Origin of the sequence: Duganella sp. LjRoot269 (genome assembly GCF_964254095.1) — a bacterium.
GTDB classification, from domain to species: domain Bacteria; phylum Pseudomonadota; class Gammaproteobacteria; order Burkholderiales; family Burkholderiaceae_D; genus Rugamonas; species Rugamonas hordei.
Window position 1 is genome coordinate 7,188,778 of the sequence record NZ_CAXUSL020000001.1, and the last position, 15,840, is coordinate 7,204,617.

Annotated in this window: 10 protein-coding genes; 3 read left to right on the forward strand and 7 right to left on the reverse strand. The window is 65.8% G+C overall.

Translation table 11 applies throughout. The features are described 5' to 3' along the window. The first annotated feature begins 2 nt into the window (after positions 1-2). The gene (locus tag ACSQ3S_RS32195; RefSeq protein ID WP_436144934.1) at positions 3-896 is read left to right on the forward strand and encodes a LysR family transcriptional regulator; all 894 of its coding nucleotides are present in this window, start codon (positions 3-5) and stop codon (positions 894-896) included. A 108-nt stretch (positions 897-1,004) separates the two neighbouring features. Next, positions 1,005-2,594, forward strand: a complete 1,590-nt coding sequence (locus ACSQ3S_RS32200; protein ID WP_436144935.1) for an ATP-binding response regulator — start codon at positions 1,005-1,007, stop codon at positions 2,592-2,594. A 13-nt stretch (positions 2,595-2,607) separates the two neighbouring features. On the opposite strand, the gene ACSQ3S_RS32205 is transcribed toward ACSQ3S_RS32200, so the two are convergent. The 7 genes from ACSQ3S_RS32205 to queA form a co-directional block, all read right to left on the reverse strand. After that, a complete protein-coding gene (locus tag ACSQ3S_RS32205) occupies positions 2,608-6,639 on the reverse strand; it encodes a response regulator (RefSeq protein WP_436144936.1) in 4,032 nt (1,343 codons plus the stop codon). 10 nt (positions 6,640-6,649) lie between these two features. After that, positions 6,650-7,807 (reverse strand): response regulator, encoded by a 1,158-nt coding sequence (locus ACSQ3S_RS32210; protein WP_436144937.1) that lies wholly within the window; start codon positions 7,805-7,807, stop codon positions 6,650-6,652. A 210-nt stretch (positions 7,808-8,017) separates the two neighbouring features. Further along, positions 8,018-9,040, reverse strand: coding sequence for a protein translocase subunit SecF (gene secF / locus ACSQ3S_RS32215; protein ID WP_353404418.1), 1,023 nt, complete (start codon positions 9,038-9,040; stop codon positions 8,018-8,020). 12 nt (positions 9,041-9,052) lie between these two features. Next, complete coding sequence (gene secD, locus ACSQ3S_RS32220) at positions 9,053-10,915, reverse strand: protein translocase subunit SecD (RefSeq protein WP_436144938.1); 1,863 nt, start codon at positions 10,913-10,915, stop codon at positions 9,053-9,055. Between the two features lie 65 nt (positions 10,916-10,980). Continuing rightward, the gene (gene yajC / locus ACSQ3S_RS32225; RefSeq protein ID WP_176655789.1) at positions 10,981-11,316 is read right to left on the reverse strand and encodes a preprotein translocase subunit YajC; all 336 of its coding nucleotides are present in this window, start codon (positions 11,314-11,316) and stop codon (positions 10,981-10,983) included. 126 nt (positions 11,317-11,442) lie between these two features. After that, positions 11,443-12,582: a tRNA guanosine(34) transglycosylase Tgt gene (gene tgt, locus ACSQ3S_RS32230; RefSeq protein WP_353404420.1), complete on the reverse strand. Its 1,140-nt coding sequence runs from the start codon at positions 12,580-12,582 to the stop codon at positions 11,443-11,445. Positions 12,583-12,590: 8 nt separating this feature from the next. Then, a complete protein-coding gene (queA, locus tag ACSQ3S_RS32235) occupies positions 12,591-13,619 on the reverse strand; it encodes a tRNA preQ1(34) S-adenosylmethionine ribosyltransferase-isomerase QueA (protein WP_436144939.1) in 1,029 nt (342 codons plus the stop codon). A 117-nt stretch (positions 13,620-13,736) separates the two neighbouring features. Between queA and recG the strand changes: the two genes are divergently transcribed. Continuing rightward, complete coding sequence (gene recG / locus ACSQ3S_RS32240) at positions 13,737-15,803, forward strand: ATP-dependent DNA helicase RecG (RefSeq protein ID WP_176655792.1); 2,067 nt, start codon at positions 13,737-13,739, stop codon at positions 15,801-15,803. Positions 15,804-15,840: the final 37 nt, after the last annotated feature.

Consider the following 15,840-nt stretch of genomic DNA (forward strand, 5'->3'; position numbering starts at 1 on the left):
TGATGAAAATCGACATACTCGGCGTGCAGGCTTTTGTCGCGATCGCGGACTTCGGCGGCTTTCAAAAAGCGGCGGAGACGTTGTACGTCACGCAGACCGCCGTCACCCAGCGGCTGCGCAACCTGGAGGACTTCCTCGGCGTGATGCTGGTCGAGCGCACCACGCGCTCAATCGCGCTGACCAGCATCGGCAAGGACTTCCTGCCGCAGGCGCGGCGCTTGCTGCAGGAGCTGTCGTCCACGCTGAACGAGATCCGCGAGACCGGCAAGGCGCAGCGCGGCGACGTGGCGATCGCCTGCGTGCCGACGGTCGGCATCCAGTACCTGCCGCAGATCATCCAGGAATATTCGTCGCGCTTCCCCGACAACCGCATCAAGATCCTCGACCACGCCTCGCTGCGGGTGGCCGAGGCGGTGCTGCGGCGGGAGGCGGAGTTCGGCATCAACTTGGCCGGCAGCACGCACCCGGAGCTGACCTCCGTGCCGCTGCTGGACGACCACTTCGTGCTGATCTGCCGCGACGATCATCCACTGGCCAAGCGCCGCTCGCTGACGTGGTCGCAGATCCAGTCCTACCCGCTGATCTTCTCGGGCGACGTCAACGGCAACCGCGCGCTGCTCGACAGCTACCTGGGCAGCAAGAGCATGGACCTGGACCTGCACTTCCAGTACGAGGTGCAGCGCAGCTCGACGGCCGTGGGACTGGTGGCGTCGGGCATCGCGGCGGCCATCGTGCCCAACCTGGCGATCCAGAAGGGCAGCTATCCGCGCGTACGCATCATCCGGCTGAAGGAGCCGGTCATCTCGCGCCAACTGGCGCTCATCACGCGAAAATCTGGATACCTGTCGCCCGCAGCCCAGGCGCTGTACGACATGATCAAACCCCTGAAATTTTAGCCATATCCAGGGAAATTTTCTTTCGATGTTTTAATAAGATTGCAGCAAAAAAACAGGATAATGATGCAATTGCCCGCTGCCAAGCGGTTACCGACACAGGAGGGTTGCATGGCGCAAGTGCTGAAGGTGCTGGTGGTCGATGATGTCGAAACGATGCGCAAGGTGACAGCGGGTCAGTTGGCCGCCCTGGGCTACGGGCCGGTGGAGCTGGCCGGCGACGGAGCCGAAGCCTGGCGCATGATCGAGCGCAAGCGCTACGACCTGGTGATCTCCGACTGGAACATGCCGGCCATGACCGGCATCGCCCTGCTGCAGCTGATGCGGGCCAGTCCTCGCCATGCGCATACGCCGTTCATCATGATCACCGCCGAGGCCGAGCGCAGCCGCATCGAGGCGGCCATTGCCAGCGGCGTCAGCGACCTGCTGGTCAAGCCGTACACGGCCGGCCGGCTGGCCACCAGCGTGCAGCGCGCGATGGCGCACCACGTGGCGCCGCCGGCGCCGGACATGGTCGCGCCTGCGGCGGCGCCGGCGGCCGAGCCTGCGGCCGTGGCGCCCGGCGCGGTCCACCTGCCGCCGCTGGAACCGCCGCCGCCGACCCTGCTGCTGGTGGACGACACCGCCGACAACCTGCACGTGCTGGCCAATATCTTCAAGGGCCAGTACCGCATCAAGGCCGCCCACAACGGCGAGAAGGCACTGGCGCTGTGCTGTTCCGACACGCCTCCCGACCTGGTGCTGCTGGACGTGATGATGCCCGGCCTGGACGGCTTCGAGGTGGCGCGCCGCATGCGCGAGCATCCGAACTCCGAGAACGTGCCCATCATCTTCGTCACCGCGCTGACCGACGACAGCGCGCGCCTGCAGGGCATGGAGCTGGGCGCGGTGGATTTCGTCACCAAGCCGATCGATCCGACCCAGCTCAAGCTGCGGGTCGACAATTTCATGCGCTACGTCGAGCTGCGCCGCCACCTGCAGGCCGACTACGACAACATGCTGGCGATCGCCCGCCTGCGCGACGATGTCGAGGCCATGACCCGGCACGACCTGAAAGGGCCGCTGGCCGGCGCCATCGGCCTGGTGCAGTCGCTGATCGACGCGGGCGACCTGGACCGGCGCCAGAACGAGCACCTGCGGCTGGCCGAACAGGCCATGCTGCAGGTGATCGACATGGTCAACCTGTCGACCGAGTTGTACAAGATCGAGACCGGCAAATACCTGCTGCGGGCCGAGCCACTGGCGATCAGCGACATGCTGCGGCGGGTGGTGGAGACGGCGCGCGCCACCTACGCCGGCAAGCAGCTGGTGGTCGCGGTCGACACCGACTTCGACGTCGGCACCGATCCGCCGCTGGCGCTGGGCGACGGCATGCTGACGTATTCGCTGCTCAACAACCTGATCAAGAACGCCTGCGAGGCGGCGCCGGAGCGCACCCGGGTCATCGCCACCCTGTATGCCGACGCGCCGCTGCGCATCGAGATCGTCAACAAGGGCGTGATCCCGGCGGCGATACGGGCGCGCTTCTTCGACAAGTTCGTCACCGACGGCAAGGCCAGCGGCACCGGCCTGGGCACCTACTCGGCGCGCCTGCTGGCGCGCGCCCAGCACGGCGAGGTGGCGTTCGCGGTGGACGACGACGCGCAGACCACCACGCTGATCATCACCTTGCCGGCCGGCCCGTCGGCGTCGCCGCCGTAGCGCCGGCCGGCGCTCAAGCCGCCGGCGCCAGCGCGTCCAGCGCCAGCAGCGCTGCGTCGAAATCGAAGCGCTCGACTTCCTGGCTGACCTTGCGCAGCTGGCGCGCCAGCGGGTGGCCGTCCGCCAGGGTTTCCAGTTCGCCCAGCACTTCCAGCGCGGCGGTGTCGCTGTCGCCCAGCAGCGCGCGCAGTCGCTGCAGCAAGGCCGGTGCTTGCGGCGGCAACGGCGCGGACGCGGGCGCCTGCGCCGCGGCGGCGGCGCTGCCGGCGCCGCTGCCGCCGGCCAGCGCGGCCAGGCCGGCCAGCACCGGAGCCAGTTGCTGTTCCACCTCGTCGAGCAGGTGCCCGATGTCGTCGTCGTCGGCGCCGGCCTTGCACGCCAATTCCAGCGCTGCCGCCGCTGCCGCCACCTGCTTGGCGCCGATATTGCCGGCCGTGCCGCGCAGCGTGTGCGCCACCCGCGCCGGCGCGCTCGGGTCGTCGCCGCGCCGCGCCGCGTCGAAGTTGGCGCGGAAGCGGCCTTGGCCATCGTGGAAGCGGCCCAGCATGCGCCGGTATAGCGCCGGACGGCCCATGCTGGTCGCCAGTCCGGCGCGCTGGTCGATGCCGGCCAGATGCGCGGGCAGGGCGTCCGGACCGGCCGCGCCTACCGTCTCGGCGGCGATCGCCGCACTGCCCACCGCCGCCGCACGATGCACCGGGCGTATCCACCTGGCCATGGTGGCGAACATGCCCGCCACGTTCAGCGGCTTGGAGATGTGGTCGTTCATGCCGGCGGCCAGCGCCAGTTCGCGGTCGCCGGCCATGGCGTTGGCCGTCATCGCGATGATCGGCAGCGCGGCAAAGCGCGGTTGCTCGCGCAGCCGGCGCGTTGCCGTGTAGCCGTCCATGACCGGCATCTGGCAATCCATCAGCACGCCGTCGAAGGGCGCGCCGCTGGCCAGCAAGTCCAGCGCCTGCTGGCCGTCGTTGACGATGGCCAGCACGATGCCGGCGCTTTCCAGCAGTTCGCGCGCCAGCTCCTGGTTCATGTCGTTGTCCTCGGCCAGCAAAATGCGGGCGCCGGCCAGAGCGGCCTGATCGGCCGCGCTGCGGTCCTGGCGCTCGGCCAGGCGGGTCTCGGCCACCACGCCCTTGCCCAGCACCTCGCCGATCGCCTCCAGCAGGGTCGATGGCGTCACCGGCTTGGTCAGCACCGCCGGCAGCAGCACCTGCTGGCGCGCTGCCGCTTCCTGCGCCTCGTCGCGGCCGAAGGCAGTCACCATGATCACCGACGGCACATGGGTGACGGCGCCGGTCTGCATGCGGCGCAGCGTCTCCACCCCGTCGATGCCCGGCATGCGCCAGTCGAGCAGCACCAGGTCGTAGGGCAGGGCCTTGTTCTCGGCCTCGACCATCGCGCGCAGCGCTCCGGCGCCGCCGTCGGCCACGTCCACCTCCAGCCCGAAGCTGCGCGCCATGGTCGACAGGATCTCGCGCGCGCTGGCGTTGTCGTCCACCACCAGCACCCGCAGGCCGAGCAGCTCGTCGGCGTGGAACATGCGGCGCGGCTGCACCTCGGTCTGGCGCCCGAACCAGGCGTGGAAGTGGAAGGTCGAGCCCCGGCCCGGCACGCTGTCGACCCAGATCCGGCCGGCCATCAGCTCCACCAGCTTTTTCGAGATCGCCAGCCCCAGCCCGGTGCCGCCGTAGCGCCGGGTGATCGAGCTGTCGGCCTGGCTGAACGACTGGAACAGCCGCTCGCACTGCTCGGGCGTCATGCCGATGCCGCTGTCGCGCACCCAGAAGTGCAGCTCGACCCGGCCGTCCGCCTCGTTGAGCAGCTCGATGCCGACCACGATCTCGCCATGCTCGGTGAACTTGGCGGCGTTGTTGCCGAGGTTGACCAGCACCTGGCCCAGCCGCAGCGCGTCGCCGACCAGCGCGGTCGGCAGGTCGGGCGGCGTGGAGAACAGCAGTTCCAGCCCCTTGTCGTCGGCCTTCAGACCGATCATGTTGGCGAAGTTTTCCAGCACGTCCTCCAGCCGGAACGGCGCCTGCTCGACGCTCATCTTGCCGGCCTCGATCTTGGAGAAGTCGAGGATGTCGTTGATGATGCCCAGCAGGTTTTCGGCCGAGCGGTGCACCTTCTCGATGTAGTTGCGCTGCTTCTTGTCCAGTTCCGTCTTCAGCGCCAGGTGGCTCATGCCGATGATAGCGTTCATCGGCGTGCGGATCTCGTGGCTCATGTTGGCCAGGAAGTCGCTCTTGGCGCGGGTGGCGTCCTCGGCGATCTCCTTGGCGCGCAGCACCTCGGCCTCCGCCTGCTTGCGGTCGCTGATGTCGCGCACCGAGGCGCACACGCAGACGCCGCGGTTCTCGATCGCCGGCAGCCGCGACAGGCCGATCTCGACCGAGAATTCTCTGCCGTCCTTGCGCAGGCCGTGCAGGTCGGCGCCGACCATGCCCATCTGGCGCGCACTGCCGTGGGCGATGAAGCCGTCGCGCTCGCCGACGTGGCGGCCGCGCGCCGCCTGCGGCACCAGCGTTTCGATCGGCAGGCCGGCCAGCTCGCCGGCATCGTAGCCGAACAGCTGGTCCAGTTGCGGGTTGGTCATCATGATCAGGCCGTCGGCGCCAACCACCAGCATGCCGTCCGGCGCCGCCTCGATGATGCCGCGGTACCAGGCTTCGGTAGCCTTCAGCACCACCTGCTGGCCGGCCAGTTCGGCCGACTGGCGTTCGGTCTGTTCCAGCAAGGTGCGCACCGCTTGGTTGCGGATCTTGATTTCGATGGTCATCGCCAGCTTGGGCAGCAGTTCGTCCAGCAGCGCCTGTTCGGCTTCGCCGGGCGGGTCGAAGCTGGCCAGCTCCAGTACGCCCATCAGGCGGTCGGCATGCAGCAGCGGCAGCACCATCAGATGGCGCGCCTGCGCCTGCCCAAGCTGCGACTGGATGGACGCATATTCCGGCGGCAGGCCGGTCAGCCGGCGTGGCTGGCGGTCTTGGGCGCATTGGCCCAGCAGGCCGCTGCCCACGGGCAGTTCCGCCAGCGGCGGCCGGCTGGCGTCGGTCGCGTAGCTGCCGCTCAGCAGCAATTTCTGGCCGTCTTCGTCCAGCGTGTACAACACGCCCTGGCCGGCCCGCAGCAACGTCGCCGCCAAGGTCAGGAAGCGCCGCGCCACCTCGTCGAGCGTATTGGCCAGTTGCAGCTCGGCCTGAATCGCCGCTTCCTGCGACTTGATCCAGCGCTGCATTTCCAGCTGCTTCGACTCGACTTGCAGCTTGGCGATGGCGCGCGCCAGGTCGCCGGTTTCGTTGCGGTAGTCGGTATGCGGGATGTGGATATCGAGCTGTCCGGCGGCCAGCGTATCGACGGCCTCGCGCAGGCGGTTGACCGGACGCCGGATCGACATGCTGATCAGCGCGACAAACAGCAGCGCCAGCGCCAGCCCGCCGATCAGCAGGGCATAGGTCAGCCTGTTGCTGGTGACGGCGAACTGGCGGATGTTGTAGATCGTGCTACGGACGTTGGAATCCTTGACGGCGGCGATCTCCGCCAGCTGCTGGTCGGCCGTGGCCAGCGCCTGCTGGAAGCGTTGACTGTCGAGCAGCGCGCCGGCTTCGCCGGGGCGATGCAGGCGGACCAGTTCGAGCGCCTCGTCGGCGGTGCGTTCGACGCGCGCCAGCATGGTGTCGAACGTGGCCAGGCGCTGCTGGTTGTCGAGTCGCAGCAAGGTGGCGCGCGCCTCGTCGCCGGCGAAATGCAGACGTTCGCGCGCCAGGTCCAGTTGCTGCAGGGCGTCGTCGGCCGCCACCGGATCGGGAGCGTGGGCGACCTTGTACAGGGCCAGTTCGAAGTGGGTCAGCTGGATGCGCGCTTCCTTGACCTGCACGATGCCGATCATGCCTTCGGTGAGCAGGCGCTGCATGTCGCGGTTGAGCTGGTCCTGGGTGCGCAGGCTTTGCACCCCCAGCGCCAGCGCCAGCAGCAGCACCGAGCAGAAGCCGACCGCCAGTTTCTGGCGCAAGCGCAGGCGTTCGAGATACTCCAGTGGCGACCTCATGGGCACCCGCTCACGCCGCCGGCGCGATGTGGGCCATCGCGGCGGCTTGCCTGGCCATGTCGTGGTCGCTGTCGGCAAAGCGCGCGGCGATCTGCTGGAACGCCGGCAGGCAGGCCTGGAAGGCGTCGCAGATGTCCGGGTCGAAGTGCGTGCCGCGGCCGTCGACGATGATCTGCACCGCCTTCTCGTGCGGCATGCCCTCCTTGTAGACGCGGCGGCTGATCAGCGCGTCGTACACATCAGCCACCGCCATCAGCCGCGCCGAGATCGGGATGGCGTCGCCGGCCAGGCCCTCGGGATAACCGCTGCCGTCCCACTTTTCCTGGTGGGCGTAGGCGATCTCCTTAGCCAGGCGCAGGAAGTCAACGTCCATGCCGAGCTGCTGTTCGGCGTGGGCGATGGCGTCGCGGCCCAGCGTGGTGTGGGTCTTCATGATCTCGAATTCCTCGGGCGTGAAGCGGCCGGGCTTGAGCAGGATGCGGTCGGGAATGCCGATCTTGCCGATGTCGTGCAGCGGCGCCGACTTGAACAGCAGCTGGATGGTGGCGGCGTCGAGGAAGTGGCGGAAGCGCGGATGGTCGCGCAGGTGCTCGGCCAGCACCCGCACATAGTGCTGGGTGCGGCGGATGTGGTTGCCGGTTTCGTTGTCGCGCGTTTCGGCCAGCGAGGCCATGGCGTGGATGGTGACGTCCTGGATCGCGCCCAGCTCGCGCGTGCGGCGCTGCACTTCGCGTTCCAGGTAGGCGTTCTGGTCGCGCAGGAACTCGGCGGCGTCCTTGACCTTGAGCTGGGTGCGCACCCGCGCCAGCACCACGGGCGGGCTGATCGGCTTGGTGATGTAGTCGGCCGCGCCCATCTCCAGGCCGCGCGTCTCGTCCTCGCTGGAGGCCATCGCGGTCAGGAAGATGATGGGAATGTCGCGCGTGGCCGGATCGGCCTGCAGCACCTGCGCCACCTCGTGGCCGGTCATGCCGGGCATCATGATGTCGAGCAGGATCAGGTCCGGCGGCGGTTTATCTCTGGCGATCCTGATGGCCTTCTCGCCGTTGTTGGCGGCCTTGACGGTGTAGCTTTCCTTCAGCAAGTTAGCCATCAGCAACAGGTTATCGGGCGTGTCGTCTACGACGAGGATAACGGGCTTGGCGGGAAGGTCGGGGGACAGGTTCATGCCTTGGCTCCGGTGGATAGACTGGCCGACGATATTGTTGCCTAGACTATATATGGCCGCCTCGCGGCTGTAAACATATGGCAGCGTTGGCGTATTCCGACAACATTTACGCATGGCAGCGCTAGACGGCAACCGCGCGCGGCTCAACCCCAAATAAAAAATCCCTCCCGGCGCGCACGCGGGGAGGGATCTTGATGAAACCGGCGACGCTTACACCACCGCGCCGTCCGTTTCGTCTTTTTCCTTGATCGGCTTGATCAGGTCTTCGCGCTTCACGCCCAGCCACATGGCGACGGCGGCGGCGACGAACACCGACGAGTAGATGCCGAAGCAGATGCCGATGGTCAGCGCGACAGCGAAGTAGTGCAGCGTCGGACCGCCCAGGAACAGCATCGACAGCACCATCATCTGCGTGCAGCCGTGGGTGATGATGGTACGCGAGATGGTCGAGGTGATCGCGTTGTCGATCACCTCATGCACCGACGCCTTGCGCTGCTTGCGGAAGTTTTCGCGGATACGGTCGAAGATAACCACCGACTCGTTGACCGAGTAGCCCAGCACCGCCAGCACCGCCGCCAGCACCGTCAGCGAGAACTCCCACTGGAAGAAGGCGAAGAAGCCGAGAATGATGACCACGTCGTGCAAGTTCGCGACGATCGCCGCGACCGCGAATTTCCATTCGAAGCGCACGGCCAGGTAGATCATCACGCCGATGATCACCATCACCAGTGCGTTCAGGCCGTTCTGCGCCAGCTCGTCGCCGACCTGCGGGCCGACGAATTCCACTTTTTGCAGCGATACGGCTTCCGCGCCGGCGGCATCCATGCAAGCGGATTTGACCACGTGCTCGCCCTTGGCGGTCACGTTGTCGACCTGCTTGGTGGTGCCCTGCTCGGCCGCGCACAGTGCGTTGAACACCAGCAGCGACGCATCCTTGGAGGTGACCGACTTGATCACCGGCAGGCGCAGCATGACGTCATGCGCGGTGCCGAAGCTGGTCACTTCCGGCTGCTCGTAGCCGATCTTCTCCAGCGAGTGACGGATCTGCTCCAGCTTTGCGGGCTGCTGGTATTTCAGTTCCATCACGGTGCCGCCGGTGAACTCCACCGAGAAATGCAGGCCTTTATGGATCAGGAAGAACACGGCCGCGACGAAGGTCAACGCGGAAATCACGTTGAACACCAGCGCGTGGCGCATGAAAGGTATGTCTTTTTTAATGCGGAAAAATTCCATGTGAACCCCTGTTTATTTCAGACCCGGTACCCAGACGGTACCGATGGCGATCGATTGCAGCTTCTTCTTGCGGCCGTACCAGAGGTTGACCACGCCGCGCGAGATGAACACGGCGGAGAACATCGAGGTCATGATGCCCAGGCAGTGCACCACGGCGAAGCCGCGGATCGGGCCAGAACCGAACACCCACAGGGCCACGCCGACGATCAGCGTGGTCACGTTCGAGTCGATGATGGTCGCCCACGCGCGGTCGAAGCCGGCGGAGATCGCCGCCTGCGGCGTGGCGCCCGAACGCAGCTCCTCGCGGATACGTTCGTTAATCAGCACGTTGGCGTCGATCGCCATACCCAGCGCCAGCGCGATAGCGGCGATACCAGGCAGTGTCAGCGTCGCCTGCATCAGCGACAGCAGGGCCAGCAACAGCAACAGGTTGCAGGCCAGCGCCAGCACGCTGAAGAAGCCGAACATCATGTAGTAGGCGATCATGAAGATGGCGATGGCGGCGAAGCCGTACATCGTCGAATGCAGGCCCTTGGTGATGTTCTCGGCGCCCAGCTGCGGGCCGATGGTGCGTTCTTCGATCACGTCCATCGGTGCGGACAGCGCGCCGGAGCGCAGAAGCAGCGCCAGCTCGGCGGAGTTTTCCGCGTTGCCCATGCCGGTGATCTGGAAGCGGCTGCCCAGCTCCTGCTGGACGGTCGCCACGGACAGTACCTCAGGCTTGCCTTTTTCGAACAGCACGATGGCCATCTTCTTGCCCACGCGGTCGCGGGTGGCATCGCGCATCTTGCGGCCGCCGTCGCCGTTCAGGTCGATGCTGACGGCAGGCTGCTGGTTCTGGTCGAGGCCAGCGGTGGCGCTGGAGATGTAGTCGCCGGTCAGCACCACGTCCTTGTACAGCACCACAGGCACGGCCTTGCCGACCGTGAACAGCTCCGAGTTGAACGGAATCGCCGCCGACAGTTCGGTGCCCGGCGTGATGGTCTCGTCGACCATGCGGATTTCCAAGGTCGCGGTGCGGCCGATCACGGCGCGCGCGCGGGCCACGTCCTGCACGCCAGGCAGCTGGACCACGATGCGGTCAGGGCCTTGCTGCTGGATGATAGGTTCAGCCACGCCCAGTTCGTTGACGCGCTTGGACAGGGTCGAGATGTTTTGCTTGACGCCGTCGTCGACGGTTTGCTTCAGCGCGGCCGGTTTCAGACTCACGGTGGTTTTCAGCGCGTCGCCCTCGCCGGCGTCGACGAACAGCAGGTCGGCCATCTGGCCTTGCAGCACGTCCTTGGCTTTCTGGCGGGTGGCATCGTCGCGGAATTTGATTTCGATGGTGTCGCCGACGCGGTCGATACCGGCGTGACGCACGTTCTTGTCGCGCAGCAGGCTGCGGGCGGCGGCCTGCATGCCTTGCACGCGCTTGGCCAGCACCGCCTTGGTGTCGACCTGCATCAGGAAGTGCACGCCGCCGCGCAAGTCGAGGCCGAGGTACATCGGCAGCGCATGCAGCGCCTGCATCCATTTCGGCGTGTCTTTTTGCAGGTTCAGCGCGACCAGGTAGGTCGGATCGGCCGGATCGGCGTTCAGGCCTTTTTCCAGCACCGACTTGGCGCGGAACTGGGTGTCCGGATCGGCGAAGCGGGCGCGCACGGAAGCGTAGGTGCCGGTGCCGTCGAAGGCGATGCCGTTATAGGCGATGTTGGCGCCCTTGAGCACCTCCTCCACCTTGGCCGTCATGGCGGACGACATCTTGACGGTCGATTTGCCGCTCGTAACCTGAACCGCAGGCGATTCGCCATAGTAGTTGGGCGCGGTGTACAGCGCGCCCAGCAGGATGGCGACTACGATCAGTATGTATTTCCAGAGGGGATAGCGATTCATATTGTTCAACGTTCAAAGTTAGGCGTCGGATGCAATACGGCCCGCGCAGCGCGGGCCGGGACCAATTAGAGCGCCTTCAGCGTGCCCTTAGGCAGCAGCATGGTGATGGAGTTCTTTTGAACCACCATTTCTGCACCGCTGGAGATTTCGATGGTCACATACAGGTCGGTCACTTTGGACACTTTGCCCAGCACGCCGCCGGCGGTAACGACTTCGTCGCCCTTGGCCAGTGCTTCCATCATGGCCTTCTGTTCTTTGGCGCGCTTCTGCTGAGGACGGATCATCAGGAAGTACATCGCTACAAACATCAGGATCAGCGGCAGGAAGCTGCCGATGTTGCCGCCCAGGCCGAGCGCGTCGAGTGGGGATGCCGATTGGGCGTAAGCGTTGGAAATGAACACAGGTGACTCCGATAATAGTTTGAAAAAATAGCGCTGTATTCTAGCACTGGCCGGGAGACGCTAGGCCTTCCGGCTATGTGGGTGGCATAAATCTTTTTACAAGAGTTACAACACTTTTAGTTGTTTTCAGACGCCGCGCGCCCGATCGGCATGGAATTGCAGGGTCCAGGCGTGGAAACGGTCCTCGTCCAGCGCCTCGCGCATCTGGCGCATGATGTCCAGGTAGTAGTGCAGGTTGTGGATGGTGTTCAGGCGGGCGCCGAGGATTTCCTGGGTGCGGTTCAGGTGATGCAGGTAGGCGCGCGAGAAGTTGCGGCAGGCGTAGCAGGCGCAGGTGCTGTCCAGCGGTTCCTTGTCTTCCTTGTAACGGGCGTTCTTGATTTTCACGTCGCCGAAGCGGGTGAAGATCCAGCCGTTGCGGGCGTTACGGGTAGGCATCACGCAATCGAACATGTCGACGCCGTTCGACACGCCCGCCACCAGGTCTTCCGGCGTGCCGACGCCCATCAGGTAGTGCGGCTTGTTGGCCGGCAGGCGCGGGCCGACGTGGGCCAGCATGCGCATCATGTCTTCCTTCGGCTCGCCGACGGACAGGCCGCCGATGGCGATGCCGGGGAAATCGATCTCTTCCAGGCCGGCCAGCGACTCGTCGCGCAGGTTCTCGAACATGCCGCCCTGGACGATGCCGAACAGCGCGTTCGGGTTCTCGCCGCGATGGAACTCGTCATGCGATCGTTGCGCCCAGCGCAATGACATCCGCATGGACTTTGCCGCCTCATCAAGAGTTGCCGGGCGGTTGTCGATTTCGTACGGGGTGCACTCGTCGAACTGCATGACGATGTCGGAGTTCAGCACGCGCTGGATCTGCATCGACACTTCCGGCGACAGGAACAGCTTGTCGCCGTTGATCGGCGAGTTGAAATGCACGCCCTCTTCGGTGATCTTGCGCATCGCGCCCAGCGAAAACACCTGGAAACCGCCGGAATCGGTCAGGATGGGCTTGTCCCAGCCCATGAAGTCGTGCAGGCCGCCGAACTTGGCCATGACGTCGTTGCCCGGGCGCAGCCACAGGTGGAAGGTGTTGCCCAGGATGATCTGCGCGTCGATTTCCTTCAGTTCCAGCGGCGACATCGCCTTGACCGAACCATAGGTGCCGACCGGCATGAAGATCGGGGTCTGGACCACGCCGTGGTTCAGTTTCACCTCGCCGCGGCGCGCCTTGGTCAGGCCGCTGCTGTCGGTCTTGTGTAGTTTAAATTCCAGCATATTGTTCCTTATTTTGCTCGTGCTTGCGTCGTCAGCAGCATGGCGTCGCCATAGCTGAAGAAACGGTATTCGTTGGCGATCGCGTGGGCGTAGGCCTTGCGGATCTCTTCAAAACCGGCGAAGGCCGACACCAGCATCAGCAGGGTCGACTTCGGCAGGTGGAAATTGGTGATCAGGCGGGTGACCGTCTTGAACTGGTAGCCGGGCGTGATGAACAGCGCGGTGTCGGCGCTGCCCGCCTCCAGCTGGCCGCTTTGCGAGGCCGATTCCAGCGCGCGCAGGCTGGTGGTGCCGACCGCCACCACGTCGCGGCCGGCGGCGCGGGTGGCGCGTACGGCGTCCACGGTTTCCTGCGGCATGGTGTACCACTCGGTGTGCATCTTGTGCTCGGCCAGCACCTCGGCGCGCACCGGCTGGAAGGTGCCGGCGCCCACGTGCAGCGTGACGTAGGCGAAGTTGACGCCCTTGGCTTTCAGCTCGGCCAGCAGTTTTTCGTCGAAGTGCAGGCCGGCGGTCGGCGCCGCCACGGCGCCCGGCACCTTGTTGAACACGGTCTGGTAGCGGGTTTCGTCGAAGCTGTCGGCATCGTGCTCGATGTACGGCGGCAGCGGTAGGCGGCCGTGGGCCTCGATCAGGTCGAACACGTCGGCATCGAAATGCAGCGTGTAGAACTCGCCGGCGCGCTCGCCGACGGTGACGTCGAAGGCGTCCGCCAGGCGGATCTTGACGCCGGGGCCGGGCGACTTGGAGGCGCGCACCTGTGCCAGCACGGTGCGGTTGTCCAGCACGCGCTCGACCAGCGCCTCGATCTTGCCGCCGCTTTCCTTGACGCCGAAGAAACGCGCCTTCAGCACGCGGGTATCGTTCATCACCAGCAGGTCGCCGGGCTGCAGCAGACCGACGATGTCGGCGAACTGGCGGTCGATGATCTGCCCGCCGTCCAGGTGCAGCAGGCGGGAGGCGCTGCGGTCGGGCAGCGGGAATTGCGCAATACGCTCTTGCGGCAAGTTAAAATCGAAATCGGAAAGCGAATACATTTGCGGACTTCTGGAAACTGTTGAAGAAAATACGGGTAGGCCCGATCGCGGTGCTAGCCTTACAATACCGGCGGCCAACCCTCTATTTTACGCTAGTGCCCGAAAAACGCTCCAAATATGCCTGTTTCAACGTCTAAACCCGTCAAGAAGACCGTCAGTCCGGAAGCCAAGCTGGCCAAGCTCGGCCTGCACACCGACATGGACCTGGTGCTGCACCTGCCGATGCGCTACGAGGACGAAACCCAGGTCATCACCATCGAGGAAGCCCGGCTGCATGGCGGCGAGACCTCGCAGGTCGAGGGCGTGGTGGTCAAGAACGAGATCAGCTACAAGCCGCGCAAGCAGCTGCTGGTGCACATCGCCGACGAAACGGGCGATCTGCAGCTGCGCTTCATGAATTTCTACGGCAGCCAGGTCAAGCAGCTGGCCGAGGGCACGCGGGTGCGCGCACGCGGCGAACTGAAACACGGCTTCTTCGGCGCCGAGATGGTGCACCCGGCTTACAAGATCGTCAACGAAGGCGCGCCGCTGCCCACTTCGCTGACGCCGGTGTATCCGTCGGGCGAAGGCTTGTCGCAGCCGATACTGCGACGCGCGATCGGCGACGCGATGAAGCGGGTCGACTGGACCGACACCCTGCCGGCCGACTTGCGCGCCGAGATGCAGCTGTCCGACTTCGAACCGGCGGTGAAGCTGCTGCACTATCCGCCGCAGCAGGTGGACGAGCACGCGCTGGCCGACCGCTCGCATCCGGCGTGGACGCGCATGAAGTTCGACGAACTGCTGGCGCAGCAGCTGTCGCTGAAGCGCGCGCAGCGTGCGCGGCGCTCCAAGGGCGCGGCGGCGCTGAAGAAGATCGGCGCGTTGTCCGAGCGCTTCCAGGCGGCGCTGCCGTTCAAGCTGACCGGCGCGCAGCAACGCGTGCTGAACGAAATCCGCGCCGACCTGCGCCATCCGTATCCGATGCAGCGGTTGCTGCAGGGCGACGTCGGCAGCGGCAAGACGGTGGTGTCGGCGCTGGCCGCCGCGCAGGCGATCGACAGCGGCTTCCAGGCCGCGCTGATGGCGCCGACCGAAATCCTGGCCGACCAGCACTTCCGCAAGATCGCCGCGTGGATGGAACCGCTGGGCGTCAAGGTCGCGTGGCTGACGGGCAGTTTGAAGAAGAAGGAAAAGCTGGCCGCGTATGCGCTGATCGAATCGGGCGAGGCGCAGCTGGTGATCGGCACGCACGCGCTGATCCAGGAGGCGGTGCTGTTCGCCAACCTGGGGCTGGTGATCGTCGACGAGCAGCATCGCTTCGGCGTCGGCCAGCGCCTGACCTTGCGCAACAAGGGCAACGAAGGCGCCGTTCCGCACCAGTTGATGATGTCGGCCACGCCGATCCCGCGCACGCTGGCGATGACCTACTACGCCGACCTGGAAGTGTCGGTGATCGACGAACTGCCGCCTGGCCGCACGCCCATCGTCACGCGCGCGATCGACCAGAACCGCCGCGACGAAGTGATCGAGCGGGTGCATGCGGCCGCGCTGGAAGGCCGGCAGGTCTACTGGGTCTGTCCGCTGATCGAGGAATCCGAAGCGCTGCAGCTGCAAACGGCCACCGACACCCACGCGCTGCTGGCCGAAGCGCTGCCGGACCTGAACGTGGGGCTGGTGCACGGCCGCCTGAAGCCGGCCGAAAAGCAGGTCATCATGGACGCCTTCAGCGCCAACGAGATGCAGGTTCTGGTGGCCACCACGGTGATCGAGGTGGGCGTGGACGTGCCGAATGCGTCGCTGATGGTGATCGAGCATGCGGAACGCTTCGGCCTGTCGCAGCTGCACCAGCTGCGCGGACGGGTGGGACGAGGATCGGCGGCGTCGGTGTGCCTGCTGCTGTATCAAAGCCCGCTGGGAGGCGTCGCCAAGCAGCGTCTGATGACGATGCGCGAAACCACGGACGGTTTCGAGATCGCCCGCCGCGACCTGGAGATCCGGGGGCCCGGCGAATTCCTCGGCGCGCGCCAATCGGGGCAGGCGATGCTGCGCTTCGCCGACCTGGAAACGGACGGCTGGCTGGTCGACCAGGCGCGCGATGTGGCTCACGACCTACTCCACGCAAACACTCCCGAAAAAGCCGCAACGGTGGAAGCCCACCTGGCCCGCTGGCTCGGCGGCCGCGAGGAATTCCTCAAAGTCTAAACCCGGGGTCAGATCCGATATTTGGACACGAGCCCTG

What these genes read in the sequence shown, in the direction of transcription:
- secD (WP_436144938.1), bottom strand. Translation starts at nt 10,915, where the DNA reads ATGAATCGCTATCCCCTCTGGAAATACATACTGATCGTAGTCGCCATC.
- recG (WP_176655792.1), top strand. Translation starts at nt 13,737, where the DNA reads ATGCCTGTTTCAACGTCTAAACCCGTCAAGAAGACCGTCAGTCCGGAA.
- ACSQ3S_RS32210 (WP_436144937.1), bottom strand. Translation starts at nt 7,807, where the DNA reads ATGAACCTGTCCCCCGACCTTCCCGCCAAGCCCGTTATCCTCGTCGTA.
- ACSQ3S_RS32205 (WP_436144936.1), bottom strand. Translation starts at nt 6,639, where the DNA reads ATGAGGTCGCCACTGGAGTATCTCGAACGCCTGCGCTTGCGCCAGAAA.
- queA (WP_436144939.1), bottom strand. Translation starts at nt 13,619, where the DNA reads ATGTATTCGCTTTCCGATTTCGATTTTAACTTGCCGCAAGAGCGTATT.
- ACSQ3S_RS32195 (WP_436144934.1), top strand. Translation starts at nt 3, where the DNA reads ATGAAAATCGACATACTCGGCGTGCAGGCTTTTGTCGCGATCGCGGAC.
- tgt (WP_353404420.1), bottom strand. Translation starts at nt 12,582, where the DNA reads ATGCTGGAATTTAAACTACACAAGACCGACAGCAGCGGCCTGACCAAG.
- secF (WP_353404418.1), bottom strand. Translation starts at nt 9,040, where the DNA reads ATGGAATTTTTCCGCATTAAAAAAGACATACCTTTCATGCGCCACGCG.
- ACSQ3S_RS32200 (WP_436144935.1), top strand. Translation starts at nt 1,005, where the DNA reads ATGGCGCAAGTGCTGAAGGTGCTGGTGGTCGATGATGTCGAAACGATG.